This is a genomic window from Aliikangiella aequoris (assembly GCF_053709105.1).
Map to the genome: position 1 here is coordinate 486,009 of NZ_CM132298.1, position 22,560 is coordinate 508,568.

14 protein-coding genes and 1 riboswitch are annotated in these 22,560 nt (G+C 41.3%); of the genes, 11 read left to right on the top strand and 3 right to left on the bottom strand.

Annotated features, from left to right (window positions below):
- Positions 1-56: 56 nt before the first annotated feature.
- The 10 genes from ACUR5C_RS02235 to ACUR5C_RS02280 all read left to right on the top strand — a co-directional run bounded on the left by ACUR5C_RS02235 (position 57) and on the right by ACUR5C_RS02280 (position 17,894).
- The gene (locus tag ACUR5C_RS02235; protein ID WP_454466722.1) at positions 57-422 is read left to right on the top strand and encodes a response regulator transcription factor; all 366 of its coding nucleotides are present in this window, start codon (positions 57-59) and stop codon (positions 420-422) included.
- A gap of 8 nt (positions 423-430) precedes the next feature.
- Positions 431-979 (top strand): chemotaxis protein CheW, encoded by a 549-nt coding sequence (locus ACUR5C_RS02240; RefSeq protein WP_454466723.1) that lies wholly within the window; start codon positions 431-433, stop codon positions 977-979.
- Between the two features lie 46 nt (positions 980-1,025).
- Complete coding sequence (locus ACUR5C_RS02245; protein ID WP_454466724.1) at positions 1,026-3,089, top strand: methyl-accepting chemotaxis protein; 2,064 nt, start codon at positions 1,026-1,028, stop codon at positions 3,087-3,089.
- Positions 3,090-3,100: 11 nt separating this feature from the next.
- The gene (locus ACUR5C_RS02250; RefSeq protein ID WP_454466725.1) at positions 3,101-4,000 is read left to right on the top strand and encodes a CheR family methyltransferase; all 900 of its coding nucleotides are present in this window, start codon (positions 3,101-3,103) and stop codon (positions 3,998-4,000) included.
- Complete coding sequence (locus ACUR5C_RS02255; protein ID WP_454466726.1) at positions 3,997-10,788, top strand: Hpt domain-containing protein; 6,792 nt, start codon at positions 3,997-3,999, stop codon at positions 10,786-10,788. Before ACUR5C_RS02250 ends, ACUR5C_RS02255 begins: the two co-directional genes overlap by 4 nt.
- A gap of 8 nt (positions 10,789-10,796) precedes the next feature.
- Positions 10,797-13,310: a chemotaxis protein CheB gene (locus tag ACUR5C_RS02260; RefSeq protein ID WP_454466727.1), complete on the top strand. Its 2,514-nt coding sequence runs from the start codon at positions 10,797-10,799 to the stop codon at positions 13,308-13,310.
- A gap of 33 nt (positions 13,311-13,343) precedes the next feature.
- A complete protein-coding gene (locus ACUR5C_RS02265; RefSeq protein WP_454466728.1) occupies positions 13,344-13,817 on the top strand; it encodes a chemotaxis protein CheW in 474 nt (157 codons plus the stop codon).
- A complete protein-coding gene (locus tag ACUR5C_RS02270; protein WP_454466729.1) occupies positions 13,792-14,961 on the top strand; it encodes a DUF2868 domain-containing protein in 1,170 nt (389 codons plus the stop codon). Before ACUR5C_RS02265 ends, ACUR5C_RS02270 begins: the two co-directional genes overlap by 26 nt.
- Positions 14,958-16,313 carry a DUF3482 domain-containing protein gene (locus ACUR5C_RS02275; RefSeq protein ID WP_454466730.1) on the top strand — a complete coding sequence of 452 codons (1,356 nt, stop codon included), beginning with the start codon at positions 14,958-14,960 and terminating at the stop codon, positions 16,311-16,313. Before ACUR5C_RS02270 ends, ACUR5C_RS02275 begins: the two co-directional genes overlap by 4 nt.
- A gap of 129 nt (positions 16,314-16,442) precedes the next feature.
- The gene (locus ACUR5C_RS02280) at positions 16,443-17,894 is read left to right on the top strand and encodes a gluzincin family metallopeptidase (RefSeq protein WP_454466731.1); all 1,452 of its coding nucleotides are present in this window, start codon (positions 16,443-16,445) and stop codon (positions 17,892-17,894) included.
- Here ACUR5C_RS02280 and ACUR5C_RS02285 read toward each other — a convergent pair.
- The 3 genes from ACUR5C_RS02285 to metK all read right to left on the bottom strand — a co-directional run bounded on the left by ACUR5C_RS02285 (position 17,891) and on the right by metK (position 21,440).
- Positions 17,891-18,634, bottom strand: coding sequence for a 16S rRNA (uracil(1498)-N(3))-methyltransferase (locus ACUR5C_RS02285; RefSeq protein ID WP_454466732.1), 744 nt, complete (start codon positions 18,632-18,634; stop codon positions 17,891-17,893). The genes ACUR5C_RS02280 and ACUR5C_RS02285 overlap by 4 nt on opposite strands.
- Before the next feature lie 71 nt (positions 18,635-18,705).
- On the bottom strand, positions 18,706-20,106 hold the full coding sequence (gene ahcY / locus ACUR5C_RS02290; RefSeq protein WP_454466733.1) for an adenosylhomocysteinase: 1,401 nt from the start codon (positions 20,104-20,106) through the stop codon (positions 18,706-18,708).
- A gap of 17 nt (positions 20,107-20,123) precedes the next feature.
- Positions 20,124-20,206: riboswitch (S-adenosyl-L-homocysteine riboswitch) on the bottom strand.
- 73 nt (positions 20,207-20,279) lie between these two features.
- Complete coding sequence (gene metK, locus ACUR5C_RS02295) at positions 20,280-21,440, bottom strand: methionine adenosyltransferase (RefSeq protein WP_454466734.1); 1,161 nt, start codon at positions 21,438-21,440, stop codon at positions 20,280-20,282.
- 240 nt (positions 21,441-21,680) lie between these two features.
- Between metK and sfsA the strand changes: the two genes are divergently transcribed.
- Entirely contained in the window at positions 21,681-22,391 is a 711-nt protein-coding gene (gene sfsA / locus ACUR5C_RS02300) for a DNA/RNA nuclease SfsA (RefSeq protein ID WP_454466735.1), read from the top strand.
- Positions 22,392-22,560 lie beyond the last annotated feature (169 nt).

A 22,560-nucleotide genomic window follows, 5' to 3' on the forward strand; every position in this document is an offset into this window, starting at 1 on the left:
TTATTAATCTTTAGTTTTTTCAAAGTATGAACAAACTAAGCGGGAGAAAAAAATAAATGTCTAAAATATTAATTGTTGATGACTCTCCAACGGAGATCCACGTCCTATCAACTATTTTAGAAGCCAACGGCTATCAAATTGTAACTGCCGACAGTGGTGAATCTGGAGTTGAAGTCGCTAAGCAAGAGCTACCAGACTTAATTCTTATGGATGTTGTAATGCCTGGCTTAAACGGCTTCCAAGCTACACGTCAATTAAAGAAAGAGTCTACAACCGCGCATATTCCGGTAGTTATTGTCACAACCAAAGATCAAGAAACCGATAAAATTTGGGGCATGCGTCAGGGCGCAAAAGACTATTTGACCAAGCCGGTAGAAGAAGGCAATTTAATTAATACGATTCAAGCAATTCTAGGAAGATAATTTCAATTATGACCGAGATTACAGACAAGCAAGCGTTTGAGTTTTTACAAAGCATAGAACAGCGTAGTTTTGAAAGTGCTGCATTGTCGCCTAGAGAAGAAGACTTAAGTCGTTTTTGGACTGGTGTTGGCTTCAAAATGTCTGGTAATGACTATATTGTCAACCTCGGTGAAGTTGCTGAAATAATTTCAATTCCTCGTTATACCAAAGTTCCTGGTGCTAAACCTTGGGTTAAAGGCTTAGCTAATATACGAGGAACCTTATTACCTATTATGGATTTGCATGGCTTTTTAGGGCGCAAAGCGCCTCATGCACTACGTCGACAACGCTTGTTGGTGATTAACCATAATGATATTCACTGTGGTGTTATTGTCGATGAAGTTCTCGGTATGAACCACTTTGAAGATGAAGACTGGGTAAAGGAAGTCCCAGTGCATGATGAACTCATGCAGCCATACCTGAAAGGAGGTTTTTATTCGGGTGAAAAGCTATGGACTGTTTTTAGTTTGAACGCACTTGCCGAAACGCCAGCGTTTCGTAAAGTTGCGTTGATATAAAAGACATTTTTCTTTTGAAAATATTTTTGCATTCAGGAATTAAGCTATGAGCGCAACAGACGATAAAAAAAATCAATTAAATGCTAAGTCTAATACTGGGGTTTATGTTGGTTTGCTTTTAGTATTTATTTTAGTTGGGGCGGCTAACCTTTGGTGGGGGTTGTACCAGAGTCAACAGAACCAGTCTCGCTTAACTAAAGCCGGTGACTTAAGGGTGCTTTCTCAGCAAATTGCGAAAAATGCCTCGGAAGCATCGCAAGGTAACGAGCAAGCGTTTCGCTTATTGAATGATTCTGTTAAAGAATTTCAAGCAAAGTATAATCATTTAGAAAGGGGCGATGACTCTAAAGGGTTGCCGCCGTCACCTGAAAGTATTCGTGACAATCAAGTTAAACGTGTAGGCGACTTGTGGAGTGACATGAGCGCTAATTCAGCAGTTGTCAGTAAGGGGCAGCAAACCGTAATCGGTTTGTATGACATATCTACCCAATTGTCTGAAGCGATTCCTCAAATGCAGTTTCTGTATGAAAAAGTCCAAGACATTCTATTAGATAATAATGCCTCTGCGCAGCAGGTTATGTATGCCACTCGCCAAATAACCTATGCCGAGCGAATTAACCGAAGCTTCCAAAAAGTATTAGCCGGTGGTGATGATGCAAGCCGCTCAGCGGAAAACTTTGGGCACGACGTGGACTTATTTGGTGAAGTATTAACCGGGATGCTTGAAGGCGACGCGATGATGGACATCAGTCGAGTTTCAAACCGTCAAGCTAGAGAGGCGTTAGAAGAAATCGCAGGATTGTACACCCAAGTAAAACAAAACGTTGAATATGTAATTAGTAATACTGACGAGCTGTTTGAAGTGCATAGCAAGTCAGATGAGATTTTTACCCAAGCGAATGATATGTTGACTCTTACTGAGCAACTTCAGTCAGCGTATGAAAACCAAGGTTCAAATATTTACCAAGTTGGCCATCCTTTTTGGTCAGGAATAGCCGGTGGCTTCGTCATTATATTCTTATTCTTGCTATATGGCCGCCAACGAAAAGATGACCGGGGTAGAACTGAAAGAGCCCGTTTAGTTGCTGACCAAGAGAAACTGCAAAACGAAAGAAACCAACAAGCTATCATTCGATTGCTGGATGAAATGGAAGGATTGGCAGACGGTGACTTGACCACGAATGCAACGGTAACCGAAGACTTTACTGGGGCAATCGCAGATGCGATGAACTTTACCATTGACCAACTAAGAAGCTTAGTATCAACCATCAAAGACTCGGTTGTTAAGTTGGCTAACGCAACCGATGCGACGCAAAACATCTCGATGGAGCTAGCGCAAGCATCGCGCAACCAAGCACAAGAAATTACTGGTGCATCAGCGGCAATCAACGAAATGGCTGTGTCGATTGAGCAAGTATCTGCGAATGCTTCTGAATCAGCAACGGTTGCGGAAAAGTCGGTTGATATCGCGAAAAAAGGTGGTGAGGTTGTACGAAATACTATTACTGGTATGGATACTATTCGTGAGCAAATTCAAGAAACATCAAAACGAATCAAGCGTCTTGGTGAGTCCTCTCAAGAAATCGGTGATATCGTATCTTTGATTAATGACATTTCTGACCAAACAAACATTCTGGCACTTAACGCTGCAATCCAAGCATCGATGGCGGGTGAAGCCGGTCGTGGTTTCGCGGTTGTTGCGGATGAGGTACAGCGACTAGCGGAACGTTCTGGTAACGCAACCAAGCAGATTGAAGCGCTAGTTAAAACGATTCAAACGGATACCAACGAAGCGGTTATTTCGATGGAAGCAAGTACTGCAGAGGTGGTTCATGGAGCACGCCTAGCACAAGATGCGGGTGTTGCACTTGAAGAAATCGAGCGGGTATCGAAAAGTTTGGCAGACTTAATCCAAAACATTTCGAACGCTGCGCGTCAGCAAGCGGCATCAGCGGGTCATGTATCTAATACGATGAATGTTATCCAAGAAATTACTAACCAAACTTCCGAAGGTACTCAAAATACAGCGAACTCGATTGGTAAACTAGCGGAACTGGCAGATGAGCTAAATAATTCAATCGCCGGATTTAAATTACCTGAAGAAGCATAGTTATATTGAGCATGGCGGCTTTTGATTTGCCCGAAATGCACTCTGAAGAGTTTGCTTTATGGCAAGCTCTTTTAGAGCGAGAGACAGGTTTGTGGTTACCTGAGAGCAGAAAGGCATTTTTAATTGCTGCGCTGTCTAGGCACATGAATGTTAAAGGGATAAAGCAGTATAAAGATCTCTATAGCAAATTAGATGCTGGGCAAGTTTCGGTGCTAGATTGGGCTTCATTAGTCGACTCTTTAACCGTGCATGAAACTTGTTTTTATCGAGATGCACCTTCCCTTAGAGTTGTTGCTAATTATTGTCGCAACAAAGCACTCAAGGGTTTTCAAGAAGCATCAGATAAACCTCAGCATCTACAGTTATGGAGCGTTGGATGTTCGAGCGGCGAAGAAGCATACACGCTTGCCATTGAAATGGATAAAGTGAATGTTGGGCTGCAAGAGTCAGCGGGACAGCAAGTGTATTTTGGTGTGACAGGGGTAGATATTAGTTACCCTTCGTTAGCGATAGCCCGCGAAGGTATCTATGCTGCAAGGCAATTGGACTTTGTGCCACCAGTTACCAAAAACACATACTTTGAAAAGCTCCCTGATGATTACTTTCAGATAAAAAATAACATTCGACAACGAACGTGTTTTATTCAAAGTAATGTATTAGAAATGAGCAGTAAGTTAAAGCAATCATTTGATGTGATTTACTGCCAAAATGTTCTTATCTACTTTAGACAAGAACGCAAAAAAGAAGTTATTGAGCAGCTGTTGCAGCGACTAAAGCCCGGCGGGTTATTAGTTTTGGGTCATGGTGAAGTGACCAGTGTAAATGAAGAGTTGCTAACTAGAGTTGATAATAAACACTGTCTTGCGTACTTACGTAAAGATAGTCAATTAAAAATGGCGGAGAAGTCATGAGCGACAATTATGACCAATTGGCGTTAAGTTGGGTCCGAAAAGAAATTAACAATACGCTTGAGCAAGCACGTCAAGGGTTGGAAAGTTTCGCTGACGATATTCAAGACCAAACTCAAATCCAATTTTGTATAAATTGCTTGCATCAAGTGCAAGGAACATTGCAAATGCTAGAATTTTCTGGCGCAGCAAAGCTCGCTCAAGAGATGGAGCTCCTCGCAGAAAAAATGGCGACCGACTCAAAGTTTGCGGTTGAGTCTTCGTTTGAAGTACTAATGCGTGCTTTGTTACAAATGCCTGGCTATTTAGAAAGAGTTGAAGACGGCCAAAAAGATATTCCGATTGTCCTATTGCCATTAATAAATGAGCTAAGGGCGGCAGCTGAAGAGTCACCGCTAGACGAAAGAGAATTATTTAGCGCAGACACTTACAGTGTGGTACCGCCGAAAGCGTCCGAAGCTGTATCTGATGAAGATAAAACGTCTGCGTTTCAAGACAATGCTAAAAAGTTACGCGCCCACTTTCAAAAAGGTCTTACAGGATTAATTAGAGGCGACAAGCCGAAAGAGTCGTTGTCTCGTATCCATAAAGTTTTATTGCGATTAGAAGCATTAACCGAAGGCCACTCTGTTTCACGACTTTGGTGGGTTGCTGATGGTTTTATTTTTTCTATCACCGAAGGTGGCTTGTTTAAGAAAAAAGAAATTCACATGCTTTTGGCTCAAGTGGATAAACAAATAAAACGTCTCTCAGATTTAGGCACTGACGCATTAGACGATGTCATTCCAGATAAACTGCTATCAGATATTTTATACTATGTAGCGCGTTCAAACTCGAAAAACGCTAGAGTAGAAGCGCTTAAAAAAGAATTTAATTTGCAGGCTTCTCTTGCTGACAGCGAAGAAATAAAACAACAGCAAAAGAAACTGACTAAGCCTGACTCTACTGCGATCACAAGCGTAGTAGGAGCGATTAATGAAGAGTTGGCGACAGTTAAAGACCAACTCGATTTATTTGTTCGCTCGCAAGCTAAAGATATTTCTGAACTCCAAAGTTTAGTCGAGTCGCTAAACCGAATTTCTGATACCTTAACACTGCTTGAATTAGCTATTCCACGAGACGTGGTGCGCCAACAAATAATGAGCATTAATAAGCTCATAGAAAATAATAAAATGCCCGATGACTCAATGGTAATGGACATTGCTGGAGCATTATTATTTGTAGAAGCTAATCTTAAAAACGTTAATTTAGAATCTAGTAAGGCAGACGTCAGCGACGCAGAAGCAGAAAAAACTGGTGCCGATCATGCTAAAGAATCGCAAGTAGATGACGCAACTCACGCATTAATTAAAGCGGCTCGTAAGAGTATGCAAGCAGCTAAAGACCATATGATTAATTACATTGCGTCAGACTTTGATAAAGAGTCGTTAGCGCAAGTGCCTGGGCTATTACAAGAAGTACTTGGCGGGGTGAGAATCGTATCATTTGACGATGCAGCAGATATTTTAGAAATAGCGCTTGCTTTTGTGAATCGTAAAATACTCAACCAGCAAACGCCACCTAATGAATCTCATTTAGATGCTCTAGCTGACGTCATTACCAGTGTGGAATATTATTTAGATGCTTCAGAGGAAGGCACAACTCGAGGTGTTGCTTCAATCTTGAAAGGAGCGCAGCAAAGTGTTGCAACCCTGCAAGCGTCATTAGATACGCAGGATGATATTGAGCCGGTTGAAGCAGAACCAGAGCTGCAGGTTGACACCGAACAACAAAGTTCGAATGCTGCAGCTAGTGAACAATCGTCAGCAAAAGCTGAGCCGGTAAGCTCTGCTGAAATTATTCCATTAGTAACGGCCTCTGCAGATAAGCAAGTCGATGAAACTCTTATTGATGAAGAAGTTTTAGAAATCTTTTTAGAAGAAGCCGAAGAAGAAATTCAAGTTATTGACGATATGCTACCTCGATGGAGCAACAATGTTAATGATGAAGACGCACTCACGACATTAAGACGTTCTTTCCATACATTAAAAGGTAGCGGCCGCTTAGTGGGCGCTAAAGTAATTGGTGACGTTAGTTGGGCAGTTGAAAATACCCTAAATAAAGTGATTGAAGAATCAATTCCCGCTGAGTCGCCAGTAATTGCTTTATTAAGCGAGGCTCGTTCAATTTTACCTACTTTGGTGGAGGCGTTTGCGAATCAAACTTCGGTTGATATTGATTATCAAGAGTTTATTGCCAAAGCAAACCATATAGCAGAAGGTAAAGCGATAGCTAGCTTTGACTATACACCGCAAGGTAGTGTTACAGCTGAGCCAGAAATAGAAGAAGAACAAGAAAGCGCTGTAACCGAAGAAGCGGTTGAGGCAATTGACCCTATCTTATTAGAGATTTTTTCAACCGAGGCAGAAGGTCATTTAAACTCAATCCAGCAGTATTTAAAAGATGCTCCAAGTGAAGGAACTGTTGCCATTAGTGATGAGCTAATTCGATCGTTACATACTTTAAAAGGCAGCGCTAACATGGCAGGTGTAACTCCTATCTCTGTCATCACAGGGCCATGGGAAAAAGCCGCGCGAATTGCCAAAGGTAGTAATCAGCGTTTTGAACAAGCGACCATTTCGCTATTAGCTGAAACTCATGAATTTTTAGAAGTTTGCATTAATAATTTAAAAGCTGGTGAGTTCAATGAAACTGAGTATCAAAGTTTACTCTCAAGAGTTGAGCAATTAAAAGTCGCGCCGAGCGGCAGTGATAGCAATGTTAAGCATCGCGATCAGCAGTTTGTATCAATATTCCTAACTGAAGGGCTGGATATACTGCAAGAAGTCACCCGCCTTAATGATGAATTGAAAAGCGATTTAAATAATCCAGCAATTAAAGAGTCAATACGTGCTGAGTTGCATACATTCCATCGTGGTGCAGAAATGGTTTCCATCGATGAAATGGGGCTGCTCGCATTTACCACTGAGCAGCTGGCTGCTTATGCAGTGGAAAGTGATAACTTAGATGCCGCTTTTTGTGAGTTATTGAATGAGTCGGTAGACTGTTTAATGGGCATGTTAAATCGAATTGCATCAGAGGAAGATATAGAATCTCCTCAAGCACTCGTTGACAAGCTGAGCCAGTGGATGGAAGGCAGCGATGATGAAGCTATCCCACAAGATATGGACGAAGAGCTTGTTGAGCTTTTTGTTGAAGAAGGTGAAGAGTTAATTGAATCTGCGCGCGAACTGCTTGCTCGATGGAAAGATAACTTACACAGTAAAGAGATTATAAGCGAATTACGTCGAATTTATCATACGCTGAAAGGTAGCTCTCGTATGGCTGGAGCCATGACGATTGGCGATCTAGGTTATGCAGTAGAAGACGTTTTTAATACAGTGGTTGATTTTGGCCGCGAGGTAACAGAAAAAGACTACCCAATTGTAGAATCGGCGACCAATAAACTAGAGGCAATGATCGCAACGCTTAAGCGATTAAAATGGCCAAAAGCTGCAGATAGCGAAATCCAAAAAGTTCGCAATCATTTAAATCCGGAATTAGCTGTAACTGCACCAGAAGAAGCCGCTCCGAGCGAAACCGTTACTTCAGACACTGCCGATAGTGAAGTTCTGGAGCCAATTACTGAAGACACAACAGACGAAATTGAATCTGAGCTTGAAATTCCAACGCTGAAGGACACGGAAGAGCCGGCGGATGAGTTTAGTTTTGAACTGCCGGAAGAGCCAGCAGATGATATTCAAGCGGAGCAAGAGTTTACGGTTGAAGCAGAAGAAGAGATCCCTACCGTAATAGATACGGTTAGCGAAGAGGAAGTTTCCCTTGAAACAGGTGATTCAGAAGCAGAAAGCGCATTAGATGAAGAGATTGAATTTGGTGAGATTTCTTTAGAAGTGCCAGCCGTTGATTATAGCGAAGCTGAAGTATCAGAAGAATTGATAGAAACTGAGTCAGCAGAGCAAGATCTGGACGCGAGTGAAGATAGTTTAGAGCAAGATGAAACGTCTGAACTAACCGACGAAGCAAGCGCATTTGAGTTTTCAGAATTAGAGCAGGCTGAAGAGTTTGTGGTTGAAACGACAGACGAAATTTCAGATGAAAGCACACACCAAGCTGCGGCCGACGAGACGACTGAGATTGAAAGCTTAGAAACTGAAAGCGTAGAAATTGAAGCAACAGATGATTCGCCAGAGTTTGAGCAGGCAGAAACGGAGCAATCAGAGCTCGTTTCTGAGGTGACTGATACAGAAGAGCCTAGCGCCGAAGAGTCATCGCATCAAGAGCTTGCCGAAGCGGAAAATATGGAAGCGCTAATTCAGCTAACCCATAAGCGCTCTCAAGAAGCAACAGAGAAAGTTAAAGAAAGCAATACCGAAACGCGAACCGCTGATACAATTCAACCAGCAGCACCTATCGTGATGTCTGGCAACGTGCACAAAATTGAGCTCGATGAAGACGGTGAAGAAGTATTAGAAATATACTTAGAAGAAGCCGAAGAGTTGTTAGAAGCCTTAGACGAAGGTTTACATGATTGGGCGGATGGGCTTGAAAACAAAGAGACCATTGATTTGCTGCAACGTACTTTACACACATTTAAAGGCGGCGCGAGACTTTCTGACTTAGTGGTTCTAGGTGATTTGACCCATGAGATGGAAACCTATTTTGAAAAGGTAACTGCTGGCCAATTAACGCCAACTAGTGCCGACGTTGACTTTATGTTGCAAGGTTATGACGTTATAGAAAAACTGGTTAAAGAAGTTGAAACAGAGCGGCAAATGACGGTGCCCGAAGCCTATATGCAAGCTTTGCATGCACTCATTAAAGGGGAAGCTCCGGCACCAATTATCGAGTCAACTCCACAGCCAGAAGAAGCAAAAGAGGATAAAGCTGCAGAAGAGCCTGCTTCCGCTGAAGTGGTTTCGTTTGCCAAGAAAAAGCAGCAACAAGAAGAGGTCAAACAAAAATCTGCAGCATCAACCGAAGTTGTCAGAGTTTCGGCAGATCAATTAGAAAACTTAGTAAACCTTGCCGGTGAGACGAGTATTTTCCGCTCTCGCTTAGAGCAACAAATGTCAGTACTTCGCTACAACTTAGAGGAAATGAACTCTACAGTTGAGCGATTACGTGAGCAGCTTAGAAACCTTGATATAGAAACCGATGCGCAAATTTCTTATCGTAAAGAGGTGTCTGGGGTAACCGAATACGAAGACTTTGATCCGCTAGAAATGGATCGATATACTCGCCAACAAGAGCTTACTCGAGGCTTAAGTGAAAGCGCCGTGGATTTGGTTAGCTTGAAAGAGACACTTGATCTATTAACCGCTGACTCAGAAACATTATTATTACAGCAAGGCCGAGTTAATACGGAAATGCAAGAGAGCTTAATGCGCACTCGCATGATTCCGTTTGAAAGCTTAGTTCCTCGATTACGTCGAATGGTTCGTCAAATTAGTACCGAGCTTGGTAAAACTATTGAGTTAACCATTAGTGCCGATGGTGAGATGGACCGAACGGTTTTAGAAAGAATGATTGCGCCGTTAGAGCATATGCTCCGAAATGCGATGGACCACGGCATTGAACCACCATCTGAGCGCAAGGCAAATCAAAAATCAGAAACCGGTACTGTTAATATTTCGATGTATCGAGAAGGTTCTGAAGTTTTCGTTAAAATTAAAGACGATGGTCGCGGTTTAAATTTACAAGCCATTCGTAAAAAGGCAATTGAAAAAGGTTTAATAACTGAGTCGTCTGAACTGACTGACCATGAGTTACAGCAACTTATTTTAGAGGCCGGCTTTAGTACAGCAGAACAAATCACCCAAATATCTGGTCGCGGTGTAGGCATGGACGTTGTACATAGTGAAATTAAGCAATTAGGCGGCGTCATTGAAATTGACTCTAAACAAGGTCAAGGGACAACCTTTACCGTTAAGCTTCCTTTTACAATGTCGGTTAATCACGCCTTAATGGTAAAATTAGGTGAAGAGGTTTATGCGATACCACTTTCTAATATTGAAGGTATTGTAAGGGTAAGCCCATTTGAATTAGAAGAGTATTACGCCAACCCAGATTCTGCGTTTGAATATGCAGGCATTGATTATTCGATGTATCACTTAGGTCAAATGTTAGATCATAAGGCCAGCGCAAATCTTCAAGGCATCACTCAACCACTACCGGTTTTATTGTTGCATGGAGCTGACCATCCAACTGCATTGCAAGTAGATGACCTATTGGGAAGTCGAGAAATTGTTGTTAAAACCATAGGTAGTCAGCTAAGTACAGTGAGTGGCCTATCTGGCGCGACTATTCTTGGTGATGGTCGAGTTGTACTCATTTTGGATATGCCTTCGTTAATTAGACGTATTGATGTTAACGCGGCCGAGCTAGGTGGTCCTGAAGTTGAAGTTGTAGAAGAAAAAGTTCCAACTATTATGGTTGTGGACGATTCTATTACAGTAAGAAAAGTTACCAAGCGTTTATTAGAACGGCATGACTTTGAAGTCATCACGGCTAAAGATGGTGTTGATGCGCTATCTATATTGGGAGAGCACAAGCCTGATGTGATGCTACTTGATATTGAAATGCCAAGAATGGATGGCTTTGAGCTAGCAACAATTATACGCCACGATGAAGGTTTAAAAGATTTACCAATTATAATGATTACCTCACGCACTGGTGAAAAACATAGAGAAAGAGCCGAGCAAATCGGAGTCAATGACTATATGGGTAAGCCTTATAATGAAGTGGATCTATTAGATACAATTTCCGCGCTGTTACCGAATAAATCCTGAGGATTAAAGTGAGTAGTTTAAAGATAGGATTGGTAGCATCGTCAAGTGACGAGAGCCAACTATTAGTTAATTTATTAACTCAATCTGGTGCACAAATTGTGCATCAAATTGAAGCAAGTGAAATTAACGATGAGCATTTAGAAGACCAATCAATTCATGTTTGGCTTTTGTGCGTGGATGACGATTCATGGCACGATCAAATCGATCATTTACTCGATGAGTCTGAAATTCCGGTTTATTTTAACGAACCTGGAACTCTACAAAAGCAATCACATCCGGAGTTTTGGTGTAGTAATTTGCTCAATCGACTGTATGAAATGACAGACATAGAGCCAGATGATAATAGCTCAAGTGTGAGTGAAGCTAAAGTTACTAGCGATGAAGAAACTACTAGCGATGATGAGATTACCAGTCAAAATGAAGTTGAATTATCAGAAAATAATCGAGCTTCCGAGGCAAGCGAACCAACAAGCTCCATTGCTGATAATTTAAATTTAGAAACTTCGCTAGAAGAGCTAGATTTAAATTCTGTTGGCTTGCCAGACGACATTGCTGCAGAATTGGTTTCTGAACTTGAAAGCTTGCCTTCTGTGCTTGCAGCAGAAGAAGAACAATTTGCCACTGACGAAAATTCAATTGAAACTTCTCCACTGGCTGAACCTGAAACAGTCGCAGAAGAAGTCGAGATAGATTTTGAGCACCTTCCCAACGAGCCAGTTGAAGAAAATTTTAATATTGGACTAGGTGACGCTCCAACTGAGTCCGTACTTTCCAAGCGCGATACTGAAACTCAAGAGCTTGATACGCCACCTGTTGATTACTTTGAAGAAGAAACCGTTGAACTTGATTTATCGCACGATGAAGAAAGTCTAATTCAAGATATTCAAGATGAAGTCCAAGCGCATGAAGGTAATGCGAAAGCTGCAGCCGACGAAGATTCTCTTGAGCTTTCTATTGAACAACCTATGGACTTAGATAGCACCCCTTTTGAATTGGCTGAGTTGGATCTGGGCGGTGACGATGATGATATTAGTTTAGATATTAGTAACTTTTCTTCTGATGACAATACCACTGAACATGATGTTGAAATTGAAAACAAAGCTGAAGGCGAACCTTTAGCCGAGCCTTCTGAGTTTGAGCTTGATTTAGAGTTGGCGGATTTCGATAGCGAAATAGCCGAAGAGTCGAGTGAAGGTGATGTTAGTTCAGGGGACGGGGATCAAAGCGAAATTGAGCGATTAAGCGCAAATTTATCGCTAGAAAGTTTAGATGGCGAAAAGCCAGTAAGCGGTAAAGCTCAGTTTGCAATTGATTTGGGGGATGATGAGTTACTTGCAAAAAGTGATACAAAAGATCTTGAAGAAACGAATACTGAAACTAGTCAAGCCGCTATTTCGCAACAAGCAGCTGCGACTGGAGAGACGCTTGAAGATTTTGCCGAGATAGAGGCAGAAGTAGAGATTGAGTCGGCTGTAGAACCCGAGCTGGATCTAGATCTTGGTGCACCTGATGAATTGAGCTTAGATGATTTTGAAATAGATGATGACTCAGAAATTGCACTTGATCCTGAAGTGGTTCAAAGTATTGCTGCAAGTGCTCTAGAGTCAGATGAAAATGCTGAGAAAAACGACGAAGAAAAACTAGCTAAGCAAGATCAATCTGAAAATCTAATAGAGCCCAGCAGCGAAGAGTTTGAAAGTGCGCTCGAATCTTTCTCTTTAACTGAAGAGTCAAAAAGTGCAACGGAAAATTCGACGCCGGTGAGTGATGTTTCAGAAACCGAAGTTCAGAACGAGATAGACAAAATTTCCGAAGAAGTCACTGAAATAGTTGAGCCAAGCAGTGACACAATTCAGTTGGCCGATTTTGAAATTCCAATGTTAGAAGAAGCGGCAGTTCATATTGAGTTTGAAGAGAAACAAAATACTGCAGTCGCCAAACCTACTACACCTTGCTGGGTAATTGGAGCTTCTTTAGGTGGGCCTGCGGCGGTAAAACGTTTTCTCCACTGTATACCTAAAGATATTAATGCGAGTTTTATTATCGCTCAACATATTGATGAGAATTTTTTGCCCGTACTTGCCGAAATTCTTACCAATAATAGCCAGTTCGAAGTGGAAATTGCTAATGGAAGTAACAATATGCAAGCAGGTAAAGTTTACCTTGCGCCACTTAAAGGGAAAATTGTCATTTTAAGAGATGGGTCAATGTTAATTGATCACTCGCAAAAATGGAGTGGACCTTATTCTCCTTGTATTAATGATGTTATTGAGGCAGTAAGCGGAGTTTACGCGGAAAGTTCAGGCGCTATTATTTTTAGCGGAATGGGAGAAGATGGATTACAAGGCGCCATTAAAATGCGCCAAGCTGGCGGCAAAGTTTGGGCTCAATCGCCAGAAACTTGTGCTAACGCATCGATGCCAGAGTCAGTAATCGATGCCCAACAAACCGATTTTATTGGAAGTCCAGAAGAGCTCGCGCAGCGACTGTTAAGCTTTTTACCGCTGAGTGTCACAAGCTAATAAAGTCGCACGCACTAAATTGAGAGAAATTCTATGAGTGATGAAATGAAAGAAGTGTACAGCTTAATGATTCCAACTGTACAAAGTAATATCTTATTACCTAACTCTAATGTCGCTGAGATAGTACCATTTAGTAATGTTGAACTGTTTCCTGAGAGCGCTGAGCGACCTAACTGGTTTTTAGGACATCTACTTTGGCGTGGCCAAGAAATACCTCTAATTTCTATAGACGTTATCCAGGGGGAATCAGATCCACAAGCCAACAAACGTTCTCGTGTAGCTGTTGCTCATACTTTAAATGCGAACCGTGAATTACCTTATATTGCAATTGTTGTACAAGGAATTCCGAGACTTTCTCATGTTCGTCCAGATAATATTAAAGCTTTAACCGAAGCGACTTTATCGAGCGCAGAAAAAATTAAAGTGACCGTCGATAACATTGGTGCATCAATTCCCGATTTAGATAAATTAGAAGAAATGATTGTTGAAGCCCGAGCTCAAGCCTAAAGTATTGCCAGTGAAAGAAAATAATCGTGTTGAACCAGTAGACCTAAAAGTTTACTGGTTTTTTGTTTTTGTTGCGGCATGTTTAGGTTTAGTTATTAGTTGGGGTGTTCTCTCTGGCGATGCGCAGGGTAGAGTAAACCTACTTTACTTACTCTTTATCTACTTATTTATTCCTTTAAGTAGTTTATTGATATCAATTGTTTCATTAGCTTTTGGTAAAGGGCTTAATTTACCCAGGCTGTTAACCAAACTACCTAAACTGTTTGATAACCAAATAGAAAAGTTGCGCAAGATTAAACAGTATAATGTTGACAAACAATGGTTCTTTTACCAGAGCCAAGTCGCAGCTATTGCATTTTCAATTGCCAGTTTGCTTAGTTATTTTGTGTTGCTTGTAATTTCCGACGTTAATTTTGTTTGGCGAAGTACGTTAATTGATACTGAGACAATGTATCGGTTTCTAAAATTAGCTGCTTCGCCTTGGTTGTTTTGGGAGTCTGCTCAGCCTAGTTTAGAATTGCTTTCTCAAACCCAAGATTCGAGATTGTTAAACACTTATTCGGTTTCAGAATTTCACGCAGCTTGGTGGCAGTTCATCTTAGCGGTACAGCTCGTTTATTGTGTTTTAGCTAGGGGAATCTTACTGGCTTTTACGGCTGCTCTGTTTCGTTACCGTATTGCAAAAGATTTTGCTGTTCAATTGCTACAAAAAGCCACTTCTGGTGCAACTAGCCCTAGTGAAAATTTTGCACTAGCTAGCCTAGTTCATCAAGTAAATCAAAATTTATACATTTGCAACTGGGGTGGGTTTAATCGAGCGATTGTAACTAATATGCTTGGATATGAGCCGCAAGATGAGCGTATTTTTTCAGCTGGTCCAACCGCAAGTATCGCCGAGCGAAAGGTAGCTGAGCGATGGCGCGGCGAACAATTAGTATTAGTAAAGTCTTGGGAACCGCCATTAGGTGAGCTTGCAGACTATTTAGAAAACTCTCATGGCTTTATTTGCCCTGTTGATTTAAAGGCGAATCAACTTGCGCCAATAAAGCAGAATCACTTGGAAGAGTGGCAAAGATTTGCAAATAAATTACCGCATTGGAAAATTTTTATCCCTGAAGATCTAATGCCAAGTTCGGAGTTATGATGAGACCTTCATTTGCCGTTGTTGGACACCCTAATAAAGGTAAGTCGTCAATTGTTTCTACGCTGTCACGAAATGACTCAGTGGTTATATCACAGCGCAGCGGTACTACTGAAAAAGCGAATCAGTTTAGGGTTGAAACCGCCAATGCAGGATATGAGCTTATTGACACTCCAGGGTTTCAGCGACCCAGCCGAGTGCTTGCTTGGCTGACAGAGAAAAACGTAAGCGCCGATAAACGCGCTGCAGTCGTGAATGAGTTTGTTAATAATCTCGAGTGTCAGCAACAGTTTCCTGATGAGGTCGAGTTACTAAGGCCGATAACTCAAGGCGCTGCAATATTGTACGTGGTTGATGGCTCGCGGCCATACGGACGTGAATATGAAGCAGAAATGGAAATCTTGCGTTGGACAGGCCAACCCAGCATGGCGCTAATTAATCCCATTGAAAGCGATGATTATGTGATTGAATGGGAAAACGCTTTAACTCAATATTTTAAAACAGTGAGAGTGTTTAACCCTATGCAGGCGAGCTTTGAAAGCCAATTAGAGTTGCTACAAACTTTTTCACATATCAATCCTAAATGGGGTGGGCAACTAGAGCAACTAGTAAAGGATTTACAAGCCGAGCGAACTACCCAAAAGCAGCAAGCTGTATTGCTTTTGAGCAGGCTTCTAGAAGACATGTGTACCTTTAAAGTAACTCAGAAGGTGGTTCAGAAGTCACAGGCGGAAAGTTTAAAGCCATTGTTAGCGAAAAGGTTTTCGCAAGCAATGATTGCAAAGGAAAAAGAAATCTTTGCTACATTATTAACGCTTTATTCTCATCAAAATGTAAAAGTTGAGCTAAACGATTTTGACTTACCACCCGATTTATTTGATTGCGAGCAATGGTATTTGTGGGGGTTAAACAAGCAGCAGTTGGCAATCGTAGGCGCAATGAGCGGCGCCGTAGCAGGGGCCGCTGCAGACTTAGCCGTCGCTGGTCATAGCTTTATGCTTGGAGCGATAGGAGGCGGACTGTTAGGTTTTGGTGGTGTGGTATTTGGAGCCGATAAAATAGCGACTTCGCAAGTCAAAGGGATCCCTGTTGGCGGTTACGAAGCGCAATATGGTCCAATTAAAAATCGTAATTTTCCGTACGTTGTTATTGGCCGATTTTTGTATTTATATACCCAAATTAACCAGCGCACTCACGCAGTTAGAAATAATATTGTTGCTGAAAGCAGCGCATTAAAAGCAAGGATCAATTCACTTGAGAGCTCCGATCAAAGAGCACTGCACTTAGCCTGTGACAAGCTATGTAAACAGAAAGAGGTTGATGATCTTTATAATTTATTAATTAAATTATTTTAAAGTTCTGTTTAAACAGCATTTTGTAGGATTCAGTTACAATTATCTATTCGACTCTCATTCAATGATTGCCTAGTCTTGAAACATACCATCACAAGTTTTCAATTATTGTTAATTAGGAATTTTATATACATGTTCTGGAGCGGCTACAAAAAGCAGTTTATAGTCTTAATCAAAGCGCTTGTGCTTGCTTGCTTAGGGCTGAGCTCCAGTTTAGTTTTTGCTGCGCAGGGTAGAGTTCACCACTATACAGTAGAGATAAATGATACTTTAACCACGGCTAAAGTGAGCGCCTGCTTTCAGGGGCAGCCTCCTAAATCGCTAGTCGTAAGTCAGCCAGACTCAAACCAATACTTATTAGAGCGCCCTAAGACTGAAAAATCGGCCATACCGATAGACGGCTTGGTATGGGATCTATCAAAATTAGGGGATAGCGCGTGTATTAGCTACGCTTCCAATATTAGTGGCTTTATTAGTAAACGCTATAACGCCATTGACGAACCTAAATTACTTAGCTTTCAAAGCAAAAACACTTGGTTATGGTTGCCCAGTGAGCTCACTGAGTCTGAAAGTGTTCAGGTGACATTCGAGTTGCCTAGTCGGTTAAATATTTCCACTCCCTGGCAAAGAATTGCAGCGCAAAGGAATTCTTTTTTGTTAGCCAAAACTCCGGTTGATTGGGATTTTAATATTATGATTGGGGATATAAGTCTTTACCCAATCAAGCTTAATGATAATCAAGTAATAGAGATTGCTATACTAAGTAGTATTCCTAAACATAAAGAACTGATTAAGTGGATTAAATACTCATCGAATACGTTATTGGGCTATTTAGGTCACTACCCTTTTAAGCACTTGCAGGTAATGGTGTTAGAGAATAAACAGTATAAAAATGGTCCCGTGCCTTGGGGCGATGTGAAACGTGGCGGTGGGTTGACCATTCGTTATTTAGTTAACAGTGATCGCTCAATTCAAGAATACTATACTGACTGGACTGCAACGCATGAGTTTGCCCATTTAATTTTACCTAAGCTTGAATACAAAGACGTATGGCTGTCTGAGGGCTTAGCTTCGTATTTACAGTATGTCTTAATGGGCCAGGCAGGAAATATAAGCCATAGTGTTACCTGGGAAAAGCTGTATTCAGGTTTCATGCGCGGAGAAAAACACGCGCAAAAAGCCCCGCAAGAAACTTTACAAGAAGCCGTCGTTAATCGCCACAAAAAAGGACCTGTAGGGCGAACTAAAAGGCTTTATTGGAGTGGCGCAATTTACTTTTTAGCGATGGATATTGAGCTACGTAAGCTATCCAAAGGTAAGCAGAGTTTGGCTAGCGTTTTAGCCAAATTTAGCCTGTGCTGTAATAACCATGAGAAAGAGTGGAGCGGTAAAGCTTTGGTTCAATCGCTTGATAGTATTTCAGGGACAACCTTGTTTAGTGATAACTATTTTAAATACGCATTCTCAAAAAAATACCCTGCGTATCAAAAGTTGTTACAAGAATTGGGTGTTAAACTTGATAACCGAAGCAAGCAAAATTTAACCCCGTTGGCGCAGCAAATACTAACGCCGCTACAAGATTAATTTAAGTCTCCAAACTGGCTTTGAAGAATTGAAATGCAACAAAAGCCAGCGGTTTCTGTTCTAAGAATTCTTGGACCTAAACTGACTCCAACCGCTCCAAGACTTTTTAAAATCGCAATGTCTGAGTCCGAAAGTCCGCCTTCAGGTCCTACAAAAAGGTTTATCCCATGTGGCGCATCTTTAGGCTTATGAATCTGTGAAAGGCTAGAGTCTGCAGTAGGCTCTAGGTATATCGTAGTTTGTCCAGTTGCGGGTAAACTTGCTGCAGAGTTTAAGGTTAGTGGAGGTTGTAGTGCGGGAATTATTGCACGTCCCGATTGCTCACAGGCACTTATTAAAACTTTTTTCCAGTGCAACATTTTTTTTTCTAATCGTTTATGGTCTAGCTTAACATTGCACCTTTCGCTAAATACTGGGGTAATACTTTTAACGCCTAACTCAACCGACTTTTGAATAATTAGATCCATTTTGTCACCTTTGGCGATGCCCTGAAAAAGGTGGAGGTTTAGAGGAGACTCCGAAAGCTGCTGTTCGGCCTGTGTGATAGTGACCCAAGCTTGTTTTGCTTCTATTTTCTCTATGGTGGCAGTGTATTCATATCCATCGCCGTTAAATAAACAAAGTGTTTGGCCTGCTTTGTATCTTAAAACTTGAATGCAATGGTGACTGACTTCTTTGGGAAGTTTAAGGGCTAAGCCGAGACTCAGTTCGTCATTAAGGTAAAATCGATGAGTTCTCATAAGTCTGTATTATTGGCGAGTAAAAAATTAAAGATAAAGAGAAGCGGGCGCTTCTCTTTATCTGTTAGTGCTTAGTAACGGTAATGATCAGGCTTGTAAGGGCCGTCAACACTGACATTAATGTAAGCTGCTTGCTCTGGCGTTAATTGAGTTAATTTAGCACCAATTTTTGCTAAGTGTAAGCGGGCAACTTTTTCGTCTAAGTGTTTAGGTAAAATGTAGACCTGGTTTTCATACTGATCATTATTTTTCCATAATTCAATCTGCGCTAAAGTTTGGTTGGTAAATGAATTAGACATAACAAAGCTTGGATGCCCCGTTGCGCAGCCTAAATTGACGAGTCGACCTTCAGCTAACAGAATAATTCTCTTACCATCAGGGAAGATAATATGATCAACCTGAGGTTTAATATTTTCCCATTGATATTGCTTTAATGAAGCTACTTGAATCTCGTTATCAAAATGGCCAATGTTACAAACTATAGCTTGGTCTTTCATTGCCGTCATATGTTCATGGCGGATGATATCGAAGTTGCCTGTTGTAGTTACAAAAATATCAGTCTGTTCAACCATATCTTCAATGGTAACAACTCTAAAGCCTTCCATTGCTGCTTGAAGAGCACAAATAGGATCAATTTCTGTAATATATACTGTTGCACCTTGGCCGCGCAGCGACTGTGCACAACCTTTACCAACGTCGCCATAACCACACACAAGTGCAATTTTTCCAGCAATCATCACATCTGTTGCGCGTTTAATTCCGTCAAGTAATGACTCTCTACAACCGTATAAGTTATCGAATTTAGACTTAGTTACTGAATCATTTACATTAATAGCAGGGAATGGAAGCGTACCTTCTTTAGCCATTTGATTTAACCGCATAACGCCGGTCGTTGTTTCTTCAGTAACCCCTTGTATATTTTTGCTTGCGCGTGCGTAGAATTCTGCATCGCTAGCTAACTGCTTCTTGATTGCCGCAAATAAAAAGGTTTCTTCTTCGCTTTCGGGGTTAGTCAGTACTGAGATATCTTTTGCCGCTTTTGCGCCTAAAATAACTGCGAGTGTAGCGTCGCCACCATCATCTAAAATCATATTGGCAGTTTCACCATTGCCCCAGTCTAATATTCTATGAGTGAAATCCCAGTACTCTTCAAGTGTTTCCCCTTTATAAGCAAAAACCGGAACACCGGATGCAGCAATTGCCGCTGCGGCATGATCTTGAGTTGAATAAATATTACAAGAAGCCCAGCGTACATCAGCACCTAGAGCGACCAGAGTTTCAATTAATACTGCGGTTTGGATTGTCATGTGTAAAGAGCCAGCTATTCTAGCGCCCTTTAATGGCTTACTATCACCAAATTCTTCTCGCATCGCCATTAGCCCAGGCATTTCTGTTTCTGCGATGGCTATTTCTTTGCGGCCCCAGTCAGCCAATGATAAGTCTTTGACATAAAAATCTTTATTTTCAGTCATTATATGCTCTCCGATAAAAAATAAGAGCGCCCTTTAAGTAAATGGAAAGTCGACTGAGCGTGACAGAAAGCTAATTTCTGCTGCAGCGCCCCTCAGTCGACTATAGCGTGCACTTTAATTAGTGCGATTTAAATGATAACTACGTAAAAACAATCAAAACCGATTAAAAAGTTTTAAATACCTGCATCTTGTCTAAGTGCATCGGCTTTATCAGTTTTTTCCCAAGTAAAGTCGTCGTCGTCTCTACCAAAGTGTCCGTAGGCGGCAGTTTTACGATAAATGGGACGAATAAGATCGAGCATTTTGATTATCCCGTACGGCGTTAAGTCAAAATGGCGTTTTACTAACTCTATTAATTTTGTTTCGTCTATTTTAGCTGTACCAAAAGTATTTAAGCTAATACTGGTTGGTTGAGCTACACCAATAGCGTATGAAACTTGAATCTCGCAGCGATCGGCCAAGCCGGCAGCAACAATATTTTTAGCAACATAGCGGCCTGCATAAGCTGCAGAACGATCAACTTTTGAAGGGTCTTTACCTGAAAATGCTCCCCCGCCGTGATGAGCTGAACCGCCATAGGTATCGACAATTATTTTACGCCCGGTTAGACCGCAATCACCTACTGGGCCACCAATCACAAAAATTCCAGTTGGATTAATATGAAACTTAGTGTCTTTATGAATGAGCTCTTCAGGTAGAATCGGTTTAATAATGAGCTCTCTAACGGCTTCTTTAAGGTCTTTTTGAGAAACTTCTGGGTTGTGCTGGGTAGATAATACGACCGCGTCAATCGCGACTGGCTTACCGTCTTGGTAGCGTAAAGTTACCTGGCTTTTTGCGTCAGGACGTAACCACCCTAATGTGCCGTTTTTGCGCACTTGCGCTTGACGGGCAACTAATTGATGAGACCAGCTGATTGCTGCTGGCATGAGCGAGTCGGTTTCATTGGTTGCATAACCGAACATAAGTCCTTGATCGCCTGCGCCTTGCTCCTCTTTACTGTCACGATCAACCCCCTGATTAATATCGGGTGATTGCTTTCCAATGGCATTTATGACTGCACAAGTTTGTCCGTCAAATCCCATTTCAGAGCTGGTATAGCCAATATCGCAAATTGTAGAGCGCACAATATCCTCTAAATCTACCCAAGCGGAAGTTGTTACTTCACCCGCGACTATTGCCATGCCAGTTTTTACCATGGTTTCAACGGCGACCCTGGCTTTGGGATCTTGCTTTAAAATCTCATCTAAAACGGCATCAGAAATTTGGTCGGCAATTTTGTCTGGATGGCCTTCAGAAACCGATTCAGAAGTAAATAAAGCGTATTCTGCCATGAGTAAAAACCCCTTAATAAAAGATTAATTAAGACTTAATTAATACAAGGTAAAGTTAAATGTGAACATCATTGTAAGGTAGGTCGCAATTGTACAGATAAAAAACACCTTTTTCACGACTTTTAGCCGTATAAACGTATTCGTTATAGTTATTATCAATAGTAATAGAAACTTAGCAGTAGATTGGCTAAGGTAGTGTTTTGTTTAGGTTAATGAGCTGTAATTACAGTCAGTTACGTTATGAAATTTACTACACCGCTTGAAACTTGCCGCTTGGTTAAACGCTACAAACGCTTTTTGGCCGATGTTGTCCACACTAAATTAGGTGAGTTAACCGTACATTGCCCAAACACAGGGTCCATGAAAAACTGTTGGGAACCCAACTGGAATGCTTGGATCCTTGATAGCGGTAACCCCAAAAGGAAGTATTTGTATACTTGGGTTGTAAGCGAAAGTCCGCAAGGTGAAATCATTGGTATTAATACTCACTTGGCTAATGAAGTTGTGTTTGAAGCGCTGCAAGCAGGAAAAATACCAGAGCTATCTGGTTTTAACGAGCTCCAAAGAGAAGTAAAGTATGGAAGTGAAAATAGCCGAGTCGACTTTTTAACGCTCAGTCCTCAGAATAGAATCTGTTATATTGAAGTAAAAAGTGTCACTTTACATTTAGGCGACGGTGTAGGCGCTTTTCCAGACGCTGTGTCTGTAAGAGGTCAAAAGCATCTGAGAGAGTTAATGGACTGCGTGAAAGCAGGGCATCGTGCAGTATTGCTATTTGTGGTTCAACATTCAGCAATTGAAAAAGTGGTGCCGGCTAAACAAATTGACCCCTTGTACGCTGAACTGTTACAACAAGCGATTGAGCTAGGTGTTGAAGTCTTGGTCTATAAAGCTCATATTTCAACCACTCAGATTGTACTCGAGCATAAAATACCCTTTCATCTAGCTTAATTGCAGCGTGTTAAACTTAGTGGAGATCAATCTAAATTCATGCTTTGTAAGAACGAATTATGATAATAATGGTTTATTAAATGATAACAAGAGTTATACTATATGGCTTTCGCGTGAAGTATTGCGCCGTAAATAAGAATAGTTCTATTGGTTTTAATTGAATTATAGG